The sequence below is a fragment of the Bacillus sp. FSL K6-3431 genome (genome assembly GCF_038002605.1).
Taxonomy (GTDB): Bacteria; Bacillota; Bacilli; order Bacillales; family Bacillaceae_C; genus Lederbergia.
Genome location: NZ_JBBOCT010000001.1, coordinates 760,203 through 783,864 on the forward strand (window position 1 = coordinate 760,203; position 23,662 = coordinate 783,864).

22 protein-coding genes and 3 pseudogenes are annotated in these 23,662 nt (G+C 35.5%); 6 read left to right on the forward strand and 19 right to left on the reverse strand.

The window, feature by feature from the left end; translation table 11 throughout:
• Positions 1-21: 21 nt before the first annotated feature.
• The 3 genes and pseudogenes from MHB53_RS03830 to MHB53_RS26225 all read right to left on the reverse strand — a co-directional run.
• A complete protein-coding gene (locus MHB53_RS03830) occupies positions 22-1,278 on the reverse strand; it encodes an MFS transporter (RefSeq protein WP_340915830.1) in 1,257 nt (418 codons plus the stop codon).
• A gap of 89 nt (positions 1,279-1,367) precedes the next feature.
• Positions 1,368-2,003, reverse strand: coding sequence for a TetR/AcrR family transcriptional regulator (locus tag MHB53_RS03835; protein WP_340915831.1), 636 nt, complete (start codon positions 2,001-2,003; stop codon positions 1,368-1,370).
• A 374-nt stretch (positions 2,004-2,377) separates the two neighbouring features.
• Positions 2,378-2,608 (reverse strand): annotated as a pseudogene (locus MHB53_RS26225) (Tn3 family transposase); the annotation flags it as partial.
• A 258-nt stretch (positions 2,609-2,866) separates the two neighbouring features.
• On the opposite strand from MHB53_RS26225, the gene MHB53_RS03845 reads away from it, so the two are divergent.
• A complete protein-coding gene (locus MHB53_RS03845; RefSeq protein ID WP_340915834.1) occupies positions 2,867-3,907 on the forward strand; it encodes a serine hydrolase domain-containing protein in 1,041 nt (346 codons plus the stop codon).
• 31 nt (positions 3,908-3,938) lie between these two features.
• Complete coding sequence (locus MHB53_RS03850) at positions 3,939-4,352, forward strand: GNAT family N-acetyltransferase (RefSeq protein WP_340915836.1); 414 nt, start codon at positions 3,939-3,941, stop codon at positions 4,350-4,352.
• Positions 4,353-5,514: 1,162 nt separating this feature from the next.
• Here the strand turns inward: MHB53_RS03850 and MHB53_RS03855 are convergent.
• Positions 5,515-5,970 (reverse strand): VOC family protein, encoded by a 456-nt coding sequence (locus MHB53_RS03855; protein WP_340915838.1) that lies wholly within the window; start codon positions 5,968-5,970, stop codon positions 5,515-5,517.
• A 77-nt stretch (positions 5,971-6,047) separates the two neighbouring features.
• Between MHB53_RS03855 and MHB53_RS03860 the strand changes: the two genes are divergently transcribed.
• Positions 6,048-6,956, forward strand: coding sequence for a helix-turn-helix transcriptional regulator (locus MHB53_RS03860; RefSeq protein WP_340915840.1), 909 nt, complete (start codon positions 6,048-6,050; stop codon positions 6,954-6,956).
• A 66-nt stretch (positions 6,957-7,022) separates the two neighbouring features.
• On the opposite strand, the gene MHB53_RS03865 is transcribed toward MHB53_RS03860, so the two are convergent.
• The 11 genes and pseudogenes from MHB53_RS03865 to MHB53_RS03910 form a co-directional block, all read right to left on the reverse strand.
• Entirely contained in the window at positions 7,023-7,592 is a 570-nt protein-coding gene (locus MHB53_RS03865) for a YdeI/OmpD-associated family protein (protein ID WP_340915842.1), read from the reverse strand.
• An 89-nt stretch (positions 7,593-7,681) separates the two neighbouring features.
• Positions 7,682-7,795: pseudogene (locus MHB53_RS03870) on the reverse strand (helix-turn-helix domain-containing protein); the annotation flags it as partial.
• Positions 7,796-8,173: 378 nt separating this feature from the next.
• Complete coding sequence (locus MHB53_RS03875; RefSeq protein ID WP_340915843.1) at positions 8,174-8,614, reverse strand: hypothetical protein; 441 nt, start codon at positions 8,612-8,614, stop codon at positions 8,174-8,176.
• Between the two features lie 32 nt (positions 8,615-8,646).
• Positions 8,647-9,696: a hypothetical protein gene (locus MHB53_RS03880; protein ID WP_340915844.1), complete on the reverse strand. Its 1,050-nt coding sequence runs from the start codon at positions 9,694-9,696 to the stop codon at positions 8,647-8,649.
• Between the two features lie 165 nt (positions 9,697-9,861).
• A pseudogene (locus MHB53_RS03885) lies at positions 9,862-9,948 on the reverse strand (GNAT family N-acetyltransferase); the annotation flags it as partial.
• 114 nt (positions 9,949-10,062) lie between these two features.
• Positions 10,063-10,941 carry an alpha/beta fold hydrolase gene (locus tag MHB53_RS03890; RefSeq protein WP_340915845.1) on the reverse strand — a complete coding sequence of 293 codons (879 nt, stop codon included), beginning with the start codon at positions 10,939-10,941 and terminating at the stop codon, positions 10,063-10,065.
• Between the two features lie 396 nt (positions 10,942-11,337).
• Positions 11,338-11,874: a GNAT family N-acetyltransferase gene (locus tag MHB53_RS03895; RefSeq protein ID WP_340915846.1), complete on the reverse strand. Its 537-nt coding sequence runs from the start codon at positions 11,872-11,874 to the stop codon at positions 11,338-11,340.
• A 28-nt stretch (positions 11,875-11,902) separates the two neighbouring features.
• On the reverse strand, positions 11,903-13,030 hold the full coding sequence (locus MHB53_RS03900) for a serine hydrolase domain-containing protein (protein WP_340915847.1): 1,128 nt from the start codon (positions 13,028-13,030) through the stop codon (positions 11,903-11,905).
• A gap of 14 nt (positions 13,031-13,044) precedes the next feature.
• On the reverse strand, positions 13,045-13,218 hold the full coding sequence (locus MHB53_RS26230; protein ID WP_445661396.1) for a helix-turn-helix domain-containing protein: 174 nt from the start codon (positions 13,216-13,218) through the stop codon (positions 13,045-13,047).
• 22 nt (positions 13,219-13,240) lie between these two features.
• Positions 13,241-13,873: an AraC family transcriptional regulator gene (locus MHB53_RS03905; protein WP_340915848.1), complete on the reverse strand. Its 633-nt coding sequence runs from the start codon at positions 13,871-13,873 to the stop codon at positions 13,241-13,243.
• Positions 13,874-14,251: 378 nt separating this feature from the next.
• Positions 14,252-15,384, reverse strand: a protein-coding gene (locus MHB53_RS03910; protein ID WP_340915849.1) for an IS3 family transposase whose coding sequence is annotated in 2 segments (ribosomal slippage) — positions 14,252-15,132 and positions 15,132-15,384 — 1,134 coding nt in all. Because the reading frame shifts where the segments join, the coding sequence is not laid out codon by codon here.
• Positions 15,385-15,595: 211 nt separating this feature from the next.
• Here MHB53_RS03910 and MHB53_RS03915 point away from each other — a divergent pair.
• The 3 genes from MHB53_RS03915 to MHB53_RS03925 all read left to right on the forward strand — a co-directional run bounded on the left by MHB53_RS03915 (position 15,596) and on the right by MHB53_RS03925 (position 19,326).
• Entirely contained in the window at positions 15,596-16,738 is a 1,143-nt protein-coding gene (locus tag MHB53_RS03915; RefSeq protein ID WP_340915850.1) for an ABC transporter substrate-binding protein, read from the forward strand.
• Positions 16,739-16,947: 209 nt separating this feature from the next.
• Positions 16,948-18,243, forward strand: a complete 1,296-nt coding sequence (locus MHB53_RS03920) for an alpha-L-fucosidase (RefSeq protein ID WP_340915851.1) — start codon at positions 16,948-16,950, stop codon at positions 18,241-18,243.
• A 156-nt stretch (positions 18,244-18,399) separates the two neighbouring features.
• Positions 18,400-19,326, forward strand: a complete 927-nt coding sequence (locus MHB53_RS03925; protein WP_340915852.1) for a tyrosine-type recombinase/integrase — start codon at positions 18,400-18,402, stop codon at positions 19,324-19,326.
• A gap of 628 nt (positions 19,327-19,954) precedes the next feature.
• Here the strand turns inward: MHB53_RS03925 and MHB53_RS03930 are convergent.
• The 4 genes from MHB53_RS03930 to MHB53_RS03945 form a co-directional block, all read right to left on the reverse strand.
• The gene (locus MHB53_RS03930) at positions 19,955-20,197 is read right to left on the reverse strand and encodes a hypothetical protein (protein WP_340915853.1); all 243 of its coding nucleotides are present in this window, start codon (positions 20,195-20,197) and stop codon (positions 19,955-19,957) included.
• A gap of 323 nt (positions 20,198-20,520) precedes the next feature.
• Positions 20,521-20,733 carry a hypothetical protein gene (locus MHB53_RS03935; RefSeq protein WP_340915854.1) on the reverse strand — a complete coding sequence of 71 codons (213 nt, stop codon included), beginning with the start codon at positions 20,731-20,733 and terminating at the stop codon, positions 20,521-20,523.
• Positions 20,734-21,071: 338 nt separating this feature from the next.
• Positions 21,072-22,157 (reverse strand): aspartate-semialdehyde dehydrogenase, encoded by a 1,086-nt coding sequence (asd, locus tag MHB53_RS03940; RefSeq protein WP_340915855.1) that lies wholly within the window; start codon positions 22,155-22,157, stop codon positions 21,072-21,074.
• 593 nt (positions 22,158-22,750) lie between these two features.
• Positions 22,751-23,494 carry an amidohydrolase family protein gene (locus MHB53_RS03945; RefSeq protein WP_340915856.1) on the reverse strand — a complete coding sequence of 248 codons (744 nt, stop codon included), beginning with the start codon at positions 23,492-23,494 and terminating at the stop codon, positions 22,751-22,753.
• Between the last annotated feature and the right edge of the window lie 168 nt (positions 23,495-23,662).

Below are 23,662 nucleotides of genomic sequence, written 5' to 3' on the forward strand. Positions count from 1 at the left end.
CCTCAATCTGCAATGTTTTTATTATTCATTTTTTAAATGCAAAGATTCCCCTTGTAACTTAGAGAGATAACGTTTTGTCAGAAAACCTAAAAGGACCTCTACAAAAATTGCAAATAAAACAATAATATATACATGACCTGATAGGAAATCAAACAACACGCCATATAAAGATTGCCCAATTGGATAAGAACACATGACTATTGTTGAAACAACCGCACTTACCTTTCCTAGCATTGCATTGGGTGTCTCTGTTTGAATAAATGTTTGTGCGAAAATTGTGAATATCCCTACTGATGCTATACATAAAAAAGTACTTACACAAATGACAACATAGGCAATCATTGGTTGTATTTGTAAACCTGATACAAGTGCTATAGGTAATAATAAAATTCCTCCTAATAAGATAAATATATAAGAGTTATGAATGCTGAATTTTTTAGCCATTAATCCTATAAAAAGACCTGCTCCAATCGAACCGATAGCTAAGAAACCCTCAGCAATACCATATAGTTGAGAACTCAAACCAAGTTTTACTTTTATTAAATAAGGCAAACCAATCATTATCATCGATGAGAAAAACAAATTAATAGCAGCAACCAATAATAAAATCTTAAATAAAACCGGATTATCTTTACCGATAAATGTTATTGCCTGCTTTAAATCCATGATCACTGTATTTATTATTTTTCCATTTGAAGCTTGTTTAGTAAAAGGTATACGAATAAAGCCTTCTAGGACAGCGGAAATAAAGAAAGCAATCGCGCTAATTATAACAATTACTTTTAAATCCAAAAATCCGTACAACATACCGCCTAAAATAGGCCCTAAGAAATTAGCTAATGCGTTCATTTGAACAACAATACCATTCGCTTGCAGCAAATGATAGCTATCCACTAATATAGGAACGCTCGATTGTACAGCTGGTTGATACATAGACTGAATAATGGAGAGTACAATCATCACACCTGCCACTAAGAAAACAATCTGATTGCTACCTATTTGAGTAAGAAATAATAAACACACTAGTGAAGTAATCACATCTAAACCAACCATGATATTCCTTCGATTCACTCGATCTGCCAGCACGCCACCAAAGGGAGATAATAAAATTGTAGGAAGCATTGATACCGCAAGAACACCCCCAAAAGCTCCAGCTGAACCTGTCTCATCCAAAATATACAACGATAGAGAAAAACGTAGAATAGAATTTCCAAATAAAGATATAATCTGACCAATAATTAGTAATGTAAAATCCTTTTTAAATAGACTTTTTTTCATATAAATTCCTTTCTTTAACAAAAATATAAACAAACCAACCGACGGTATGTATTATTTAAATAATATACTGCCTTTTATAAGGCAGCTTATTATTTAAATATGCTTTTCAAATAACTATTCATCGCATTTAAAACTTCTTCATCCATAAACGGTATACCCATAAGTTCAGTAAGATTTTTTAAATATAAAATTCTACGTTCTAAATCTTCTTCACTTACTTGATCTATCATTGGGCTTAGCCAAACATTATTTAATAACAAGATAACCTCACTGGCACTTTTACTATCCTCCAAATTAATTGAGCCATCCTTTCTACCTTCTTCGATTAGCTCTTGAAAAATTGGCGTTCCGTATTTCAGAGTACCATTCAATAAGATACTAACGAATCTAGGATTTTCTGTTAATGATATGGCCATTTTATTAAACTGTTGCTTTTCAAGATTTTCAAATTCATTACTTATTATCTTCTTTAGTTTTTGCAATGCATTTAAATGGTTAAGATTCTTGTACAACTCAATTGTATCTGAATAATTACCCTTATCACCAATTGCATGTAAGATTTCTTCCTTTGACTTGAAGTGATGATAGATAGCGCCTTTACTCATGCCCAATTCATTAATAATGTCCTGTATCGTTGTTTGTTCATAACCCTTTTCTAAAAACAGTCGATACGAAATCGAAAGGATTTGTTTAACCGTTTTTTCAGGATATTTATTTCTAGCCATGCGTCCTCCTCTATACATACCGTTAGTATGTATAGAGGATATCACTTTGAAATTTATAAGTCAAATCCATGCAGAATCCAAGGTAGAGCCAAAAGTGACAGTATATTAGTCGAAACATACTCTTTAAATATAGCGAATAAATTTCAACTAGAAAAAGTAATCTTATGAAACTTTAATCTGGCCCTTTAATTGGGGGATAGCCAACATTTCGGAAATTTTGTACGCTAAGAAAAATTTGACACGTAAAAAGCCAAATTCCTGTACGTTAAGGGATTGGCTTATGTGATTGGTTAGTTTTTATTTAAGGTTCTTAGTGAATTAGCTGGTAATCTATTTGAATCAAATTTATATTCTCCTAGAAAATTAATATGTTCAGGAGTTGCTTCTGCCATTTTAGTTAATCCAATATTTGTACCCATCGCCATTAATGCAGCCATTACAATAGATCTTTCCTCACCTTTAGGTCGCTGATTAGAAGAAGCGTGAACAAATGACTCTTCAAATCCAGTCCATTCAGCCACCTCCATTAATAAATCGGTGAGTTTAATTCTTAGAAGCATATTATAAAGAGATAGACTGAAATTTCTAGATTCTTCAGGAGTATCTGCTTTTGGTAATGAGTTTTGGTTCTATCAATCATCTAAAATAGGTTGTTTTCTGATAAAGTGATTAGTAGTACCGTAAACGTCCGTTTTCGGTACTTTTTACGGATGAAAATTTGGGAGTATATGTTAATGTAGAAAAGAAATTGTAAAGCTAACGATTCAGTTTAATTAATCATAAAAATAAGTTATCCAGATATATACAACAGAACATATATTCGTGTTATAATTCTATTAATATTACAAAATTAGGGGGATTATATGAAATTAAAAGATATAAACATTCAAGAGCGTATGAAGCATTATAATGTGCTAGGTTTAAGCGTTACATTAATTGATAATAATCAAATCAGTTTTACAGAAAATTACGGTTTTCTAGAGGCAGGAAGTAATAAAAATGTAAATAAAGATTCTATTTTTAGTGCATGCTCAATTAGTAAATTCCTTACAGGAATGCTGGTGATAAAGTTAACAGAACAAGGTCTTCTTGATTTAGATGAGGATGTAAACAATAGACTTGTATCGTGGAAAGCACCTGATAATAATGATTTAACTAAAAATAAAACAGTTACATTGCGAAACTTGCTTAGTCATCAATCTGGGATTATAGACCCTGAAGATAGTTTTACTGAACTTAATTCAATTATAGGGATTCCTTCGATGGTTGAACTATTAGAGGGGAAAACTCCTTATTGTAAAAATCCTATCGAAGTGAAGTATGAACCTGAAAGTGAATTTCACTATTCAGATGCAGGTTATTGTATCATCCAGCAACTAATAGAAGATGTGACTGAAAAACCATTTCAGCAAGTTGTTAACGAACTAATATTTAAACCATTAGCAATGGAAAACAGCACATTAGACATGTCAATATTAGAAACGAACAGAGAAGGATTTTCCTGTGGTCATAACAAAAACGGCGAATTAGTAGAAGGAAAATATCCTATATATCCTTACCAAGCTGCTTCAGGACTATGGACAACTTCTTTAGATCTAGCACAGTTGGTCCTTGAATTAATAAATGCACTAAAAGGAGAAAGTAAGATCGGAATTTCTGCAAGTAAAGCAAAAGAAATGATCACTCCACAGGGAGGAAAATCGTGGACTGGGCTTGGTGTATTTCTAGAGGGTTCGGAAAAAGAACTTGAAATTACATCACTTGGTTGGGGAGTAGGTTTTCAATGTATGATGGTGACTTTCCCAAATTTAGTGAAAGGTGCGGTCATCATGACAAATGCAGAATTGGGTGTTCATCAAATGGAGGGGATTATAGGAGAAATATATAAATCTCTCATGTCTTAAGAAACGATAGTTTTGACGGGGGGTGAGAAGGATGCAGATAGCATTAGCCGATATAATCCATGCACCTCAAATCGTATCTTTCTTCAAAAAAAATTTAGATCGTAATAATAGTGCGGTTTATTCTGAAGAGTTTTTATGTCCCCTCGGAATTAAAGCAGCAATAAGAAGAAGACAAATGATTGTGGCGATAGTAGAGGGTCAAGTAGTAGGAGCTTTTCGATTTTACAGAAAAAAAACATCCAATAGCATTTCGCTATATCAATTCGCTATAAATGAGGTTTATCGTGGTCAAGGGTTGTTAAAAAAGATGTTAAAAACTATAAATGACTTACCAATCCTTGCGCTATGTCCAATAGAATCAAAATTCAATGAATACTATTTTAAGTCAGGTTGGCATCTACAAGAACAAAATGCAGAATTTAAAGTCTGGGCTTTTAACGACTAAAAATATTGGAAAAGTGTCATTGTGGGATATTTACCCATTAGGCCGTAAATGTCTTATGTCTTCTTCAACTATGGGTGATTTAGTGAAACAAGACAATCTAAAAAAGTCGGATCCTTAGCGTATGGGAATTCGACTTTTTTAGGCTAAAATTTTCTTAGCGTACAAAATTTCCGAAATGTTGGCGGTACCCCTACCTGCTAAATTTGATAAATCCTAACCTATAGGTTAGGATTTTCTTGTATTTTTCAAGAGATTTTGAAGATGAAGAGTTTAGCCATTAATTCATTAGTAAAAAAGGTTTTTTATTTAAAGGTGAATCAGGTATTGAAGGTTAAGAATATCCTTCTTTACTCCACAATCTGGCCCTTTAGTTGAACAAGATCTTCCAGCATCACATGAATACGTTATACAAACTAGTTAACATAAAGCTTCTTATCGGTATTGAAAAAGGATCTTCAACTGGAAGATCCTTTTAGCTGCTTGTTGAATTAAACCGGCACCCGTACTTGAACAACAATGTAAATTCAATTTAATTTTAGTGAGGTATTGAATTAGTTAAAAGATAAAAAACCATATATAAACTAAAACAACATAAAAGGATAAGAGTTGTAAAAAATATCTTTCTCCCTATATGTTCTATGAAATACACATTCACTAAAAAGTAATAGATAATAGTACTTCCAAAAATAAATAGTAAAAAATTTTTGATTTCATTCGAAGGAATTGGATTGGTTACCATTGTTAATGCTGATCCCCCAAAAATGAATATACCTATTACATTTAATAGTTTTCTCAAACTTACTTCTGTTTTGGTTACAATTTCTTCGTTTTGAGACGCTTGAATATTGGTTTCCAAAATAACACCCCACTTTATTAGACTTTAATAGTTTTACGAATTATTTGAAAAAACGTTTCGTAAATCCTATACATTTCTTATTGAACAATCCTGCCCGGTAGTAGCTCTTTTAGGGGTAGCGTCAGGAAAATGCGGATTTACAACGTTAAGGAAATTTCCATATATTAAAAAGCCCAATTTCTCAGCAGAAATAAAACAAGCCCTGAAATTCCTCAATCATATAGGAATCCCAGAGTCTGATATGTCTATTTTGTTTTAGTCCGGGTGTTCCTTCAAAATGTTGAAGAAACCCCTAATAATACAAGATTAATCTACAAAACCATCTAGAAATTTACTCGCATCACTATTGAATTTCCACATTACACCAAATTTGTCGATTAACATTCCAAAACTTGCTGACCATGGCGTAGAAGATATCGGCATTATCACAGTACCACCTTCCGAAAGCTTTTCGAAACATTGTTTATTCATTTCTGGATCAGCATCAATAATACTGATTAAGACGGTATTACCTGTTGTGATTTCGCCAGCCGCAGCTTGCATAAAAGGCGGAACGTCAGAGATCATTAAAATATTCCCTGAAAACTCAATACGAGATTCCATAATCATGTTTTGTTCTTCTACCGTTAATGGGGCATTTGGATCTTGACCAAAAGCACCAAATCTCACCATTTTTACATTTGCTGCTTGTAATGCCTTTTCATAAAAGGCTAATGCTTCTTCTGCTCTTCCACCAAATTGTAGATAAGATATTGCTTTCATAACTTAATTCCTCCTTTTCATATTTGAAGTATAATAGGACATAGGCGACAACTGTATGTCGTATATTGGAGGGAAATATGAAAAAAATTGAGCGACTTATCTCGATAGTGATGATTTTGTTACAAAAAGAAGTTGTTTCGGCATCAGAATTTAGCCGACTTTTTCATGTAACGAAACGAACGATTCAACGTGATATGGAAACATTAAGTTATGCAAATATCCCTATTTATGCGGAATATGGTGCTGAAGGGGGATATGCGCTAATGGAAGAGTATAAATTCGATAAACGATTACTAAATCACAAGGATATTGAAAATATTCTTGTAGCTTTAGGTGGCTTTGAGGGACTGATTACCAACCAAGAGATTCAAACGACTATTCAAAAAATCAAAGGAATGACCAGCGCAGATATTTCTCCAACACTTGATTTAACTTTCTATGATTGGCCGGGAAGAAGCCAAATCAACGAAGAAATTTTATTTATCAGGCAAGCAATTGAGAATAATTGGTTATTAAAATTTGAATATGTGGATCAAATAGGAAACAAAACGTACAGACTCGTAGAACCCTATAAGGTACATTTTAGGGAGATGCGTTGGTATCTATTTGGTTATAGTTTAGAACGGAAAGACTATCGAACATTTAAGTTGACGAGGATATTAAATATCCAAAAAGACGGTTTTTTTGTTCCAAGGACTGAACGGGAATTTAAACATGAAAAACAACACAATGAACAAAAAAAATTGGTTAATGTACAGCTATCGATAGATGTTGCTGTAAGAGATCAATTTATCGAAAGATACGGAAAAAATGCCGTTATAAAAGAAACTGCAAGAAGTTACCTTGCAACAATTGAATTGCCTGAGAATCAATATGCCTATCAATTTTTAGCCGGATTTGGTAATAAAGTTAAGATTATAAAGCCAAAAGGTTTTATTGCAAAATATGTAAACTTTTTGGAGGGAGCAGTGGAACTTTACAAATAAAATGTTAATAGTTGTACAAGGGAGTGTACATGATGAACATTTTCAATTCAATTTTCACTGCTATCCTCAATAATTGATTAGGCGACCATTATCATTCCACTGACCATACATTTTATTTTCTCTTGTATTTTCAATAAACTTATCTAGCCTTTTATTAAAAGTATCAGGCTCGTTTCTATAACTTTGTATTGTATCAATTCTAATCCTTCTGTATAGTTCAGGAAAATGAATGAAGTTCCGATATAATTGTTCATCTTCTTTCAGACAAGTTTCAATATCTTTATCTATAGTAAAGGATTCAGGTCGCATGTCAGGAAGTATTTTCAATCCTTCCTCTTTCATCAAACCTAATTTATCTAATCTTCTTACCCTTTCTTTATTTAATTCAGTCCAGTTGCTTGTTTTATTCCTTGGGGAAAGTCTTTGCGCTAGTTCAGTATCCGATATTTTCTTCTTTATACCATCAATCCAACCAAAACATAATGCTTCTTCAACTGCATCTAAATACTGTATGACCTCTGATTGCTTAGACATACTTACTATTACCCAACAAAATCTTTCTGTATTTGAATGTCCCTCAAGCCAATTTCTCAATTCCTGTCTTGTCTTAACTCCAACTAAATTCTTAATTTCCATTTTGAACATATCCTTTCCACGTCATAAAGGGTGGTTTTACCCAAAAATTTTTACTTTCATGATGGATGTTTTATTCCATAAACTTTACATTAATGGGATAAAGAAGGTCTTTTGTTTCCTTCTGATAGCTTTCTATATAATGAGGCTCTTGAGACATTGGTAATTTCACAAATTTGATTTACAGTCATATTTCTTTCCTTATAGGGGTCCTACCAACAAAAAGCGCAAAACATACGCTAAGCAAAAATCGACATAAAGAAAGCCGATGTTTCCTACGTTAAGGAAGTATCGGCTTTCTTATTGTACACTAAAGTAAAAGCCCATTTTTTATTTGACATTAACGTTGCGTAATACCTTAACCTTGTAATGTGGAGGTGAATTACGCTGCTTACAACTGGGGAAGTTTATAAAATAACTGGACTTACTGAACGCTCTATACGATACTATGCATGCTTTAAAATTATTTACATTTGAATTTTTAAAATATTGTTGTACAGAAACTCATCCATTTATGGACACGTAGTAACTAAACTATTTTTCTACCTGTCACTTTAGGAGTTACTTTGCATCGATTTCAAGTGTTATTTTGCACTATAATTAAATATGATAAAGCCCAATTTCTCAATTTTAATGATGAGAAATCGGACTTCTTTTGTGCAGCTATCGGTTTCAATAAAAACCCCCTCACAGTCAAGCCTCGTATGATTGTAAGGAATATGGCTTAATTTCTTGTATTTTCCCCTGCAAATTATGTATGAAACGCGATGGTTGTTTAAGCAAATTCTCAAGATACAGATTTTCGTAACGATAACATTCGTTAGGGAATGATTCGTCAAACTCAAATAATTCAAGAACATCTTTTTCGATTGCAATACCACCGATTTTAAATTTAAATACAGATACAATTCTTTAAGAAAGCTTACAAACCCTTCATATTCTTCTCTTTTTATACCAGTTTGGTCCCATTCAGGTTCATCAAGTTCATCCCCTACAAGCGCTCCCGATAATTGAATAACAGCCACTATACACCTGTTTCTCCATCCTCTTATGCAACCTATAAATTTTCTAACTCAAAAGTTTCAAGCTCTTGCAAATAAATAGGCAAACGTGATTCTATAGCTTTCTTATCTCCCATTCGCATATAAGTTTCTTTGTTAATCTCTTCTTGTAAAACCCTATAATTAGTGTGACATAAGGAAAACAACTGCAAAAACTGCTCAATTTTTAAGGATCTTTTTCTTTCGACCAGTCTGTCTGTATATCCTACCTCAAATCCGTCAGCCAGTGCATGTAGAACTTCTTTATGTTTATGAAATTGATGTTTCACGTATCGCGGAGATTTGTAATAGGTCGGAAAAAGAGTTTGATAGTTATTTACGTGATTTCCGGCAAAAACAAACCCGCTGTATAAAACTGGAAGAGGGTCAATCATTCGGACACGACCATCATGAATAATTAGATTCTCCGGTGAGGTATCTTGATTTGTCAAAGACACTAAGGAAAACGAACGATTTTCAAGACACTGTAACAATTTTTCTTGAATTAAAAATCGGTCAAAAGAAAGATTAGTATCTCGCAATTGCGTCCACTCCAATAGAAATTCATTTTTTTCATCAGTCATGAATTTCTGCCGTTCTACGTTATACTCACCCTTTAATTTACCATCTTCCCATATTAAATGGCCAAAACCAGTCAGATCCGGCTTCACATTATCCATTTTCCGAAAAAAATCACCAAGTTGAACACCGTATTCTCTACCCACGGAAGTATCCGTCGCTGATAGGTCAATGGGCTGCCCCATGTAGCTTTCAATCGTATAGGTGAGTTCAGGATCAACATGAAATTCATATTCTTCGGGGCAAATCCCGGGCATCACCGCGTTTGCTTGTTGATAATAAAGACCGTTTCCACTGTATTCAGAGAATATTTCCTGCCAATTGAAAGAGAGAGATTTTCCATAAGCCTGCATCTTCGGAAAGCGAATCACAAGACGATGATTCCCCTTTAATTTTAGCAAATAAGCCTTATGCCAAGCTCCTTCCCCTAACAAGCGGAAATCTTTATTTGATTGTAACCGCGAATAACCGCTGTTTTCTAACGCCAAATTGATTTATATATATATACCTTTCATGCAAATCCCCATTCAGTTTATTATTTCGAGTTATACCGGCACGCGCATCCAATCATCTTTTTTTACTTTTGTGTCATTATATTAGGGGTGTAAAATCGCATAGCTGTATTCATCCCACCACGTTTCTTTATGGGGAATTCATTGTTTAAAGAATCTCTCACGGCGCATACCGATCTCCTCCATGACACGATAAGAGGCTGTGTTTTCAGGCTGACAGGTAGCAACAACACATTGCACCCGCAGCTTTGGGATTGCCACGACTATGTTATTCAACATAAAAGAACGAATGAACTCGTTCGTCTATAATTTAAAATGACGGTAAACGCACGCCTTCAATTTTTAGTTTGGTACAACTATTTCAGATAAGATGTTCTGCCAAATGCTTGTGTCTTCAGTTAGGAAGTGTCCTGCTTGCGGTACAATGTGCAATTGTGCATTAGGAATTTGTCTTGCTACATCTTGAATACTTGAGGCTGGAGACATTGTATCCTCTGCGCCATGCCAAATAAAAGTAGGAGCTTGAATAGTTGCAAGGTTAAATCCCCAAGTTTTAGTTAATAGCTTAGGCTCGTTAATACACTCTTCAACATTTTGTTTTAATGCTTCCTCTAAATGTTTAGCAAATCCTTCAAATTGTTCTTGTGTTTGTAAGTATTGACGATCCCATTCATTCAAGTATTTACTGTTCTTTTTAAGTTGATCATAAAATTTAGTGCGATTTGTAACCAATGTCTTTTTTTGCGCTTGATAACTCACACGTAGAATGAATGGTAATTTCCGTGCCATAAAGAACGCCAATTTATTTTGCGTACTCATTTCTTTCGGAGCCTTTCCATTAATAAATGGTGTTGCACTACTAATGAGATGCAGTGAGGACACTTCATTAGGGTAACGGGCAGCACAAGCAGCTGCATACGAACCTCCACCTGACACGCCCAACACAGCATATTTCTGATAGCCTAACTGCTTAGCTAAAATATGAATATCCTCTGCAAAATCTAATAGTGTGCGATTCTTTTGTGAAGTTGAACCACCAAATCCTGGACGATCAGTTGCTATTAAATAAAGATTGGATTGCTGTACTACTTCATCTTCTTCCATGCCCCAAATACGTGAACCTGGTGTACCATGAAAGATAAAAACAGGGTATCCCTCAACTTTTCCATATGTACAAAAGGTAAGTCTTCTATCATCAGGTAATGTAATTGTTGTATCCATTTTAATCCTCCATATTGTCATAGATTCTCTTGTGGGTGACAGTAATGTTGTAAGTTAGTGAACTAAATTGTGAATTAAATAAATCATATTTAATACAATGTGTTGTATCAATAAATTCTTGTCCTTCTACATCTAACCGAGTAAACATCTCACAACGATTATTAGGATTTTCTTTACAAATAAATAAATAAATAACCCCTTACCATTTTAGAAATTAATTGGCTTTCACTCATATTTCGTGATTAGAAGTAGAGTTAGAAATGGTTAGTATTAAACCGCATACCATTAAAGGTTTTGCTGAACTCTTTTCTATTTGGTCACTTTAACTTCTATAAATGGAAGTTCGATGCTTCATACAATAGCTCCCCATTTAGATAGATGACTCCCACGCGCGCATCAACCATTTTTTTTTACTTTTGTGTCATTATATTCAGGTTGTAAAATCGCATAGCTGTATTCATCCCACCACGTATTTTTATAGGGAATACATTGTTTAAAGAACCCTTCACGGCGCATACCAATTTTCTCCATGACACGATAAGAGGCTGTGTTTTCAGGCTGACAGGTAGCAACAACACGGTGTAAGTTTAATGTTTCAAATGCATAAGCGATAATTGCTCCCGCAGCTTCTGTGGCATAACCATTGCTATGAAACATTTTGTTGAAAACCCAGCCAATCTCATACGTATGGTTGCCAAAGTATTTCTCGAAGATCATATGACCGATGACTTCATTTGTTTCTAGGAGAACGACAGAAAAAGCTTCGGGATTGTCACGACTATGTTTTTCAATAAACTTTTTTGTATCGTTCTCAGTGAAGGTATCTTCTGGTAAATAGTGCATCGTCTCCTCATCTGAGACATACGCATAAACGAAGGGAAAATCGCCTTGCTTGAACTGCCGAATAAGTAGTCGTTCCGTTGTAATCTGCATGTTTAAAACCCCTTTTATTCTCTGTTAATTATTGACGCTCTGCTGTTTGTACATCGGTACCATCAATAATCTTTACTAACTCCTTACCATCTTCTGTTGTAAAATCAACATCTATTGATAATCCTCTTAAGAAGAATTTTTTCTCTGTTTTAGCGTGTAATTCGAGTTTCATTGAACCGGGCATCTCGATAAAAAGTCTGTTGTTTACTAATGAAACATGAATGATTAAATCAGGATGTTCTGTTAGTGCATAATCACCGACAACACGCTTTAAAACATCTACTGGAATAACTCGGGCGCGTTCTAAAGGAGGTTTTTCCTCAGCAAGTTCATAAGGCTCATCGAAAGCAGCTTGCCAAATTGCATGTAAGACATGTTGTTCAAAATCGACATCTTGTTCTTTATTTTTTAATTCGATAACGACAATATCATGATCGATGAAACGTCTAAGGCTTGTCCGATAACCCGGCCAACCACCACTATGCCAAATGATTTGACCTTTTTGCTCATCATCCTCCAAGATCCAACCAAAACCATATTTAAATGGTGTTTCGGTTTCTGTCACTGCTGGTTTATAAGCTTCTTTTTGTAATTCATCATTGATTAAATTACCTGTGCTTAGAGCACGGTCATAAAGATAGAGATCCCTAACAGTTGATTGAATACCACCGTCACCAAGCATTCCATCTAAATAGGTAACCATTTTTGTCTCCTCAAAATCATCTGCCAAAACATACTCTCCTGCATATACATCGTAGACATAACCGTATGCATAATCGGCAATTTCGATATTTTCTTTTCTAATGCCAATAGCTTGAGTACGAGTCATTTTAAGTGGTTTAAAAATATTCTCTTGTAAAAAATCGGCAAAATCCATGTCAGTTACACGCTCGACAATGAGTGCGAGTAAAATATAGCCAGTATTGCTATATTCAACACGCTCATTTGGTGCAAAGAGACGCTCAGGTTTGTATTTAATTAAATACTTGATTAGGTCATCATTATCAGCGATTTTCTTTTTATCCCAGTTCAAATCAAATAGATCTAAATAATCAGGGAGTCCGCTTTTGGACGCCACATCCTTTTCAATGTATCCCTTATGTACTGCTTGCCTTTTATCAGATTTTCCAGTTCCATTTGCATAAAACTGTGCCATCCTCCGTATTTTTATTACAATTTTCGTTTCCTAAATTCAGAAGGGGAAAATCCTTCCTGCTGTTTAAACAGCCGGCTGAAATAATGAGATTCAATACCGACTTCAGAGGAGATCTTCGTCACAGACATCCCTGTCGAAGTCAGTAGCATTTTCGCCTTGTCTATTCTCATCCGATTTACGTATTGCATCGGGGAAAATCCAATTAAGTTTTTAAATATTTGAGTGGAAATAGTTTGGATGAAGGTGAACGACCTTTGCTAAATCTTCCACCGTAATATCATTCGATAGATTCCTCTCCATATATTTCACAACAGTTTCTACCTTTTCGTGGGATAGCGAACTTTTCAAATTGACTTGTTCAATACCAGAATGGGATAAATAGTAGTATACAAGTTCTAGTAAAACGGCTTTCGCTTTAATAGATGCAATCAAATCATCGCTTTGGTGGTAATTTACCAGGTCTTGAAATAGTTTGTTTACGGTGTCCTTATCCTTCACCTGGATGACAAAAGGGGTCTTAAGCATTTCGAACAAATTGATTTCGCCGATCATTGCATTGAAATGGCACCAATACTTTAATAATGTGCAATTGCTGATTGTAGCGTGAGATTGTGTTACCCCCGCAGGAATCAAATAAAGTTCGCCGGGTTTCGGATAAAAACATGAACCGTCAATGCTCAACCAACCTTCCCCTTCCATAATAAAGTAAAACTTGTTACATTCAGGCACGAAATTTGTGTTTCCCCAATTCCTTGGAACTTTGTTGATGTCCGTAATCAATATGTTGGTTTGCAGGTTGGACAAATATTGTTTCAGCAGATGTTGTTGATCATAAAATGGCACCATAGCATCCTCCAGATAAAGTAATTCTAAAAAAACTCAAGGTATTTTACCGCTATTAGACAAAGGTTTTATTATATTTTGTAAGATGTGCTTTACTATAGAGCAAGTACCAGAAAAAGGAAGTATTAGACTTCAATTCATTAGAATTGTATAAATCAAAAATAGTAAAACTGCCTTATAATAAGTTTATACAAAAAGGTAAAAGGGAGGTTACCTTGTTTTAATACTTACACAAAATGACCCCGCTTACAACATGAATGGTTATTAGCAGTTCTAAAGAAACATAAGGAGGATGTATTCATGATTACTAAGAATAGAGTAGCTGTTTTTGTTGCTATGTTTACCTTAATCTCCCTTTTGCTTATCGCTTGTGGATTGTCAACAGTAAACTGAACAAAAATTAAAGGTCTGTAATCTGTATTCTACTGGACTTTTGTAATCGAGTGTGCCGTGTATTCTAAACTTGTTGAACCAATTCACGTAATCTCTAAGTTCAAGTAGGAGCTGGTCAAGGCTTTCAAAGTGTGCACCATTCGCAAATTCCGTCTTGAACACTTTGAACATTGCTTCTGCCACTGCGTTATCGTAGGGGCAGCCTTTCATGCTTAAAGATCGTTCGATTCCAAAGGTTTTTAGGGCTCTATCTATTAATTTGTTTTTAAATTCATTCCCGCGATCAGTGTGGAATATTTGAATGTCATCTAGCCGTCTATCAATGCTTGATAACGCTTTGTAAACCAATTCAGCAGTTTTATTGGGACCCGCACTATGTCCAATGATTTCTCGGTTAAAAAGATCGACAAATAAACATACGTAATTCCACTTTCCGTTCACACGTACGTAGGTTAGATCGCTAACGACAACGGCCAATTCTTCTTGATCATTAAATTTTCTATTCAATACATTTTTCACAGGCTCTTCGTTACACTTTTCTTTGAATGGCTTGAATTGAGCTACAGTATAGTTCGATACAAGACCTTGCTCTCGCATAGTTCGGCCAATACGTCTTCTGGAAACAACGAAACCTAACTTTTCGAGTTCCACTTTGATTTTACGGGTCCCATAATTGCTTCGACTCGAGATGAAAATAGATCGAATTTGTTCGACGAGTTCGTCTTCGGGTGGTTTCTCAATAGGTTCATAGTAAAAAGTACTTCTTGGAATGGTAAGGACGTCACACATTGCTGATACCGAGTATTTGTGTCGGTTACTACGAATCACATCTACTTTCGTCCCATAATCAGCGCGGCTTGCTTTAAAATATCATTCTCCATCATCAGGCGTTGATTTTCCTTACGTAACTTGATTAACTCCGCCTCTTCAGGAGTTCGGTTGTCTTTCTCACTGAAGGATCCCGAAGACTGAGTTTGTTTCACCCATTTGTCGAATGCTGAAGCAGTCAAATCATATTCACGGATGATGTCAGCTCTTGGTTTTCCATTTTCAAAAAGTTGTACCATCTGGCCTTTAAATTCTTTTGTGAACGTTCTTCTGGCTCTTTTTTGGGTCATTGTAGATTCTCCTTATTTCTGTTAGTTGTATTCTACAAGACCTTAATTTTATTGTCTAACTTAGTGTAGCCCATCCACTTGTTCAAATGAACCTACTAGTAATGATACACCACAAAATAATGCCAATCTAGAGACGGAAACTCCCAAAAAGACGTTTTCTGATAATAAGGTTACATTGAAAGTAGCAACCCCATGGGGGGAAGAGGGGTTTATGGAGCGCATTGGGAATTATGTGGAAGAAAACTATCCTAATTTGACTATGGAGCATATTGATTGGGACGGGACATCTACGCAATTACAGGAAAACTATGGAAAGCAAATTATTCCAGATGTCTTGTTGGCATTTACCGGACAGCAACCATTGGAAGAATTGGATATGGTTTATCCATTAGAGGAAATGATAGAAGCATTTAATGTAGATCTAGACCAAATTGAACCGGTATTGCTCGATGAAATTCGTTCACGTGATAAAAGCAGCCGGCTTGTTGGTCTACCACAGGAAGTGGCCCAATTTGGACTGTATTATAATAAGGATATTTTCGACCTATTCGGTGTCCCCTATCCCAATCCCGATGAAAGTATGAGCTGGGATGAAGTATTGGAACTTGCAAAGAAAATGACAGGTAAACGTGGTGAAGCCACTTATTGTGGACTAGACTTTAATGAAGGTAGTTTGGCAATGGTTCCATTATGGCAACTTTCTGCGAATATGACTGACCCAGACACTGGTGAAGTTTTATTATTAAGTGATCCTAAATTCACAAAATATATGGATTTAATGGGTACTTATTATAATATACCAGGGATACAAGATGAATCTTGTAGTTTTATAAATAAGAATACAGCTATGATGATTAATTGGCACGGTTTCGCTGGGCTGAATATTGGTGATTCTACTGAGGAGGCCATTAAATATATTGAAAATATCGATGTTGTTCCTCTTCCAACATGGTCTGATCTTCCGAATGTAGGGCCAACTCCACAAGGAATACATCCTTGGGTTATAAATAACTATAGCGAACAAAAAGAAGCAGCACTGCAATTTATCTTAGCAGGGGTAACAAAAGAATATCAAATAAAACTTGCAAGTGTAGGAACCCCTTCCGTATTGAATATTCCTGAGGTAACAGAGCAGTACGGAGTAAACAAAGAGATTTTACAAGGAAAAAATACCGCTGCATTTTTACATAATACACCGGCGAAGCCTTCTGATAAGAAAAGTTATTGGGACCAGTACGTTAATTTAGATATGAAGGAATTTCTTGAATCTGGTTTGGATATTAAAGAGTTTTTGCGGGTAACAAGTGAAGCAGCTGAAGTAGCCATACAAGATGCAAAGGCTCAACAGGAGTAAATTAACAGGCCAAACCAATATAAATTTGTAATGTGTAGTACTTGGGAATCAGAGGAAGTATTATAGTTTATCGAATACAATTTAATCGAAGAACAGTGGATTGAATGAAAGGTTGGATGTTTATACATTTAACCTTTCCCGTACCGTATAACGTAATAAATTGTGGAAGTTTATGATCAATTAAAATAGTAATAGGAGTTGTTGAAGTTTTGACAAATAATCATGCAATTCTTCCATCTATAGAACAGCTGGAGTGGGCTGATGCTGAACTAGGAGTTATTATTCATTACGATATTCAGGCTTTCGAGCCTAGCTATTCGAACTGGAGAGAACATTGGGGATACCAGCCAGATCCGGCTATTTTTAACCCTGCTAAACTCGATACCGACCAATGGATTCAAACCGCCAAAGCGGCAGGTGCAAAATACGCAGTGCTTGTAGCCAAACATTGTAGCGGATTCAGTTTATGGCCAACTGAGGCACATGATTACAGTGTAAAAAGTTCACCATTGCACGATGGAAATGGTGATATAGTCCGGGATTTTATTAAATCCTGCGAGAAATATGACATTAAACCTGGCTTATATTATAGCACTTCGGCCAATGCGTATTATAAAGTAGATAATCCTGGATTGGTGAAATCTGGAGATCCTGATGTACAAAAACAATATAATGATATGGTTATCCAGCAAGTGACTGAGTTATGGTCAAATTACGGAAAACTATTTGAAATCTGGTTCGATGGAGGGACACTGCCGCCGGAACAAGGAGGGCCTGATGTAAAATCAGTACTGATGAGGTTGCAGGAGAATGCGGTTTGTTTTCAAGGCCCCAAGGACATTCCATCACTCATAAGATGGGTCGGAAACGAGGAAGGATTTGCTAAGTACCCATGCTGGAGCACGACTGAATATACAACCGACAACGGATTGCAGGGAGAATGCCCACGCATTGGCAGCGGATTAGCTGACGGTAAGCTATGGGCACCAGCAGAAGCGGACATGCCAAACCGGCGAAATCAATGGTTCTGGTACGATGGAGAAGATCATTTGCTATTGCCTGTCAAAGAATTGGTAGAATGTTACTATAGCACTGTAGGTCGTAACAGTAATTTTCTAGTTGGAATGGTCATTAATAATCTTGGATTAGTGCCTGATGCAGATGTTTTGCAGTTTACAGAGTTTGGTAAGGAAATTAAGAAGTCTTTCAGTAATATTCTAGGCGAGACTAGTGGAGTAGGTGAAGAGGTATTCCTTGATCTTAAATCCCCCACGATGGTGAACCAGCTCGTTGTTATGGAGAATATTGCTTTAGGAGAACGCATACGTGAATATCAAATTGACTGTCTTACTGAGAAGGGATGGCAAACAATTTGCCAAGGTCAATCCATCGGGCACAAAAGAATTGAAAGGTTCGAAACAGTACAGACTTCTAAGATTAGATTAACAATTACAGAAACAACAGATATACCACATATTAGTAGTTTTGCAGCATTCCTTGCGTAGTAAGGGGTCCTGCCGACAAAACGCAGATATTATACGCTAAGAAATTTGCAAACTAAAAAAGTCGAATTCCTTTACGTTAAGGAACCGACTTTTTTAATTTGGCTTGTTGCCATTCCATTCGTAAAGGAACGGTCTCTGTTATTTAAGGGGGGTTCTATGTCACACCAGCAGCCAAATTACTTTCGAGATTATATTGACACTCTAATCTCGAAAGGGATTAAAGAGTCTACTCGGAAGCAATATTCCTCTGATCTGCATAAATTCCTTGTATGGATGAAGGATTATAAAGGATCGAGTGAGTTAGAAACACTAAAAACCTTTAATGATCGAGATGTAGAAGCTTATGTTACCTATTTATCCGATAAAAGCTATTCAGATGCTACTTTCAGAAGGCTCCTATCGGTTCTAAATAGCTTTTTAAAGTACTTCAATATCTATTCAACTGTACTCATGGATAAACCAAAAGAACTTCCGTTGAGATCCTTACATGAAAGTGACTTTATTTCTGATAACGAAATGGGCAGACTCCTTGATTCTATGAGTAAGCCGAGCAAGTCAGAAGCTAGAAATCATTTAATCAAACGAAACCTATCCATTGTTTGCCTTGCGCGATATTACGGATTAACACCAAAGGATACTTCTTCCATCAGGATGAATGCAGTAAATTTATTTCAGAATACGATTCAAATAAATTCAAATGGATCTCCCTTGATAATCACTCTTCATAATGAACACCTACAGTATATACGAGAGTATTGGAATTCTATTGATATGGAAATTAGACCTCGTTACTGGTCAAATGATCCACTTTTTGTAGCATTTTATAACCTAACATTCAGGTTCCGTTTTAATTATGATACTGGTATACCGCAACCCTTATCAATTCGGGGGATTCAGGAAATGATAAAAGACGAGGTAAAGTTGGCCAAGTTGAGAAAGATTTCAGCAAAGCATTTGAGAAACAGTTGCATCTTAGACCGTCTATCAAACGCTGAATCTATTAATAGTGTACTCTCTTATTTCAGGCTTTCAGATCCATTTTCTATTCGTCGTTATCAAGAGTATCTGTCCAACAAGGGGTAGCGTCAGGAAACCGCATTTATCTTAACTTCGATGTGAGAACTATTGGAATATCAATGGTTCTCACATCGTTTACATGTGTTTAATGTAAATATTAATATAAAAAAGTTTGATCATTTATTATGTCTTATTATTTTAACGTTAGTTCATTCAAACCAAATGAAACTAAATAAAACAAGGACGCAGATATTTGGGGAAGGTTCACTACTTGCCCAAATATCTGATTTTTTTTAAGAATCGCTCTTTTTTTATTTTCGAGCAACAAATCCCTCTCAAAATTTCAACATAAATTTCTCCTCTCTTTGTTTGTTCAAAGTGTTTTCCAATTACCATATGCATTAATATAATAATCTATAGGCGCAAGTTCCATATTAATGTTTTCTATTTAAAAGATATACATCTACTTTTTTTGGTAGTTTTGCAGATGAATTTATTTCGTAATTGTGAAAATCTAATTAATAATACTTGCGTATAATCACTCGGATATAGGGATTCAGGAATATATAAAAAGACAAACTCTACAGCAAATTCCTTGGTTATTTTCAAATCTAGAAACTGTTAAATTATTAATTTCTATTTTTTTAGCAATACACGTTCTATGTTGACCATCAGAAAATGAAACATGACCACATTAATTTTGAAACATAGTTATTCCGGTATCTTGTTTAAAAAGATCATTTTTAATTAAATACCGAGCAAACTCTCTGCAATAGTCAATACTTCCATCTTTATAAGTTGAGGTAAAGGGTTTAAAATATTTATATTCTTCTTCTGAAAGCTCTAAAGAACATCTTCCAGTTAGAACTTTAAAACAATCATAAATCCCCAATCTAAACGAATAAGAATAATCTTGTGGATTGATTACTTTTGTCATTTTTCAGCCTCTTCTATTTTATTTCGAAATTTACATCAAATCTACAAATTAAATTTCCTTTAATTCTTTTACTTTTCTATAGAAAGTAGTTTTGGACATATTGGCTGTAGCTTTGAAACAAAGTTTGATCAAAAATCACGCATAAACCTTCATTTTACGGAAAATTTAAAGAATCCATTTTGAAAAAAGATCAATCAAAATGGATTCTACAGATTTAAATATAGATGGAATTTTTATAAAAAAGTTTGATCATTTTAAGTCCATTTTGTTGAACATTACCTCATTGGTTGAAGAAAAATGGTCTATGATATTCACCTAAATAGCTATTTAGTAATTACACCAATAATGATGATAACAATTCGGTTAATAGCAAATAAAAAACTATATGATACCATTAACATTCCAGTACCAAATCCACCGAGGTCAAAAGGGCTTACACTAATACCTGTAAAAAAAAAGACTAATGGCGTTAAAAGCAAAATAATTAATCCAACCCAAATTCTTTTCTTTCTATTTTTCCCAGTGATTACGGCCAAAGGAATGTACCACTTCTGTCATTTTTTTTACCGGTGATTGCCACAAGAATTACCACTTAGTGCCACCGCATTTACCAAAGGGGTAACGGTTAGGATTTTGAAAGTTAAAAAGCTAAATTCCTCGTTATTTATAGCGAAGAATTTAGCTTTTGTTTTTCAACAATCGCGCCCTTTTGCTGAACAATGTACAAGGCATCATCTATTAAATCTCCCCATTATATCGGTAAGAATGCAACTACAGTTATATCAAGGGCTAAAGGGGTAGTAACAATAGAGTCAACGATTACAAAAACTCGTAATTAAAATCAAAATACAAAACAAAGAGATTCCTTATGGCCCTACTTCGCTTGGATATATCCCTCTTCCTTGAGCAGTTCAGCGATCAACACGGCTCCGCCTGCTGCTCCGCGCAAGGTATTATGAGAGAGCCCCACAAATTTAAAATCGTAAATGGAATCCTCGCGCAATCTGCCAACCGAAACTCCCATACCTTGTTCAATGTCACGATCCAGTCTCGTTTGTGGCCGATCTTCTTCTTCAAAATACGTGATGAATTGTTTAGGTGCGCTCGGCAACTCAAGCTCCTGCGGCCGCCCTTTGTACTGAGACCAACGGGTAAGAATTTCTTCTTTTGAAGGGGTATCTTTAAACGATACAAATACTTTAGCCAAATGTCCATCCGTAACCGGAACACGGATACACTGTGCAGTAATGATAGGTTCGCTCGCCTTTACGATTTCTCCATCCTCGACCCTACCCCATATCCGCAGCGGTTCCTGCTCGCTCTTTTCTTCCTCGCCCCTGATATACGGGACGACATTATCCAATATTTCTGGCCAATCGTTAAAGTTTTTCCCTGCTCCGGAAATCGCCTGATAAGTCGACACTATTACTTCAGAAGGTTTATAATCCAAAAGTGCGTGAAGCGCCGGCACATAGCTCTGAATCGAACAATTCGGTTTTACTGCGATAAATCCGGTGGAAGTCCCCAGGCGCTTCCTCTGTGCATCGATCACTTTTATATGCCCCGGGTTAATTTCCGGTATGACCATCGGTACATCGGGTGTCCAACGATGCGCCAAATTATTGGACACAACGGGCGTACCGGTTTTAGCATAAGCTTCTTCCAATGCTTTCACTTCATCCTGCTTCATATCTACCGCACAAAAAATAAAGTCAATTCCTGACGCAACCTCTTCCACTTTCGAAGCGTCCTGAACAATGATATTCTTCACAGGTTCGGGAATCGGACCTGTCATTTTCCATCTGTTTTGCACAGCTTCTTCATACGTTTTACCCGCCGAACCTGCACTGGCCGCAATAGCCTCCACTTCAAACCAAGGATGCCGGTCCAACAGTTGAACAAACCGCTGGCCCACCATTCCTGTTCCCCCAACTATACCAACTTTCAGTTTTTGATTCATAAAAAATTCATCTCCTATATAAATACCGTATTATTTGATGGACACTGTGCTCCGCCTTTTTCAAAAAAATCCCTTCCCAAAGATTTAATATAGCTCGGGTTGGTTGCATTCCTACCGTTGTAAATCGCGGATTCCTGATGCTACCACTAATAAAAGTTTGAGAATTTCCTGTCTATGTTGCTCAACAATCTGGGCCGATTGTTGAAGACAGTTCTTATTGAAAATCAATCAAATTAGTACAATAAGTATAGCATTTATTATTCAATATACGTATGGCATTTGGCATTTTAACCTTTATCATTCAGAAGATGTAAGGTCGTAATCACCTGTCATTTACTGGTACATTTCTTGTCATTCGGTGGTAAAAATTATCAGCGTTGGTACATTTCATTGGCTGTAATCATCCCAGAAACTTTGAAAGCAATAAAGTTTGTTATACATGTCACTTTAGGAGTTATTTTGCATCTATTTTAAGTGCTATTTTGCACTATGAATAAATATAAAAAGTCCAATTTCTCAATATTAAAATTAAGGAATTGGACCAGTAGCTTACTTCACAAACGCGCTCGTTTGCTTAATACTAAGTATTTCAATTACTTGAAATACCATTTGAGAGCATTCGTATACAGGATTTTATCGGTAGCTTGTTCATCAAACACCTGTTGGATCAATTCTATATCTTCATACCCAAAACGCCTTTTTGCTCTTGTAGATGGTAAATCCGTTCCAAACATAAGAGCATCTGGATTAATCTTATAAATCGATTTTAAGACATTCTTAACATTCAAACCTACACGTCCAAAACCAGTAGCTTTTACATGTACCCCTTTATCTACTAGCTTTAATAAATGTGGTAGTCCTTCTTCAGATAACCCTAAATGGTCGATTGATATTGCTGGTAATTTTTCAATAGTTGATGCAATCTCGGGTAACCTTTTTGCATCAATATACAACTCACTATGCCACCCTACTAAATCATGAACTCTTCTAGCAAAGTAATCCAACTTCGATAAATCTTCCGAACCGCCCCTCTTAATATTAAAGCGTAATGCTTTAACCCCGCATTCATTTAAATTTAGTATTTCTTTCTCCGTAACTGTAAATGGTAATTGTGTTACTCCACAAAATGATGAACCCATCTGTTTAAGTGCCTTTAATAAATATTCTTGATCAAATCCTTGGAATGACCCAGATACAATAGCTCCACCTAGTACATTTAAATCAGCGATTTCATTTTTATAATCTTCTACAACATAACTCGGAGGCATATATCCTTGGTTTTCGATAATTGGAAAGTCAAAATCAATAATATGAAAATGTGCATCAAAAATTCTCATTACAATTCCCCTTTCTTTTCTTTAATGTAGCTTTAGAATAAAGATTGATTAAAACGTTCTCTTCAACCTTTATTTAACAACAAATAGAAAAACTCCATTTTGAAAAAAGATTGATCAAAATGGAGTTTCTTTTATAGCTAGGTACGAGTTTTTTATAAAAAAGTTTGA